This window comes from Staphylococcus sp. HMSC36A10 (genome assembly GCF_001838845.1).
GTDB classification, from domain to species: Bacteria; Bacillota; Bacilli; order Staphylococcales; family Staphylococcaceae; genus Staphylococcus; species Staphylococcus aureus.
Map to the genome: position 1 here is coordinate 1 of NZ_KV839092.1, position 731 is coordinate 731.

The window sequence follows — 731 nt, forward strand, 5'->3', positions numbered from 1 at the left end:
ATCCTCGAGATTCTTAATTGGATACATATCTAACGTTTTCGCAAAACTCTTTTTGATTTGTGTTTCTTTTGAATCTCCAGTGATTTTATTACCACCACCGCAAGATGTTACAAAAATGATTACAATCAACAGGCTTATACACATTCCAATCCTTTTTAAATATCCCATCGTTTCACGTCTCTCTGTTTTAGAATTATTTCTACATCTAATTATCTTTAGCTAACTCCATCAGATGGTCCAAAATTCACAAAATCTCTAACAGCTGTTTCTTCGTCTTTTACTTTTGAAAAATTAAATTCTATATTTTTATATCCAATTGAACTTCCTTTTATGTCACCATCTATATGTAATTTTAATACTGGAGATTTTTTTGTTGTGATTGGATAAACCTCTCTAAGTTTTTTTACATTTTTATCCGTATTACTTATTTGATATTCTGCATCGAAACTTGGTACATTATCTGCACTTGATATATTTCCATTTTTATAGTTTTTAAAATCTCTAAAATCAGCGTACTGACTAAAGAATTTAAAATTTTCTATTTTATTTTTGAGCTTTGAATCTTCTACATTATCCAAAAGAACTATTTTATTATTTTTAAGTTCAACATGATATTTTTTTTGATGCTCTTTTTCATTAAATTCATCATGAACTTTGCTCGTGTAATAATATCCTGTTGCCTTCTTTATATTTCTATTGGTGGTGTAAACTCTAGTTAACAGTTAATTCTT

At 27.6% G+C, this 731-nt stretch carries 1 protein-coding gene and 1 pseudogene; both read right to left on the bottom strand.

Annotation, left to right across the window (positions count from 1 at the left end; all coding sequences use genetic code 11):
- Nucleotides 1–168, bottom strand: a 168-nt coding sequence (locus tag HMPREF3247_RS05755) for a Csa1 family protein (RefSeq protein WP_142349145.1), incomplete at its 3' end; no start/stop codon positions are given.
- 47 nt (nt 169–215) lie between these two features.
- Nucleotides 216–698: pseudogene (locus tag HMPREF3247_RS05760) on the bottom strand (tandem-type lipoprotein); the annotation flags it as partial.
- Between the last annotated feature and the right edge of the window lie 33 nt (nt 699–731).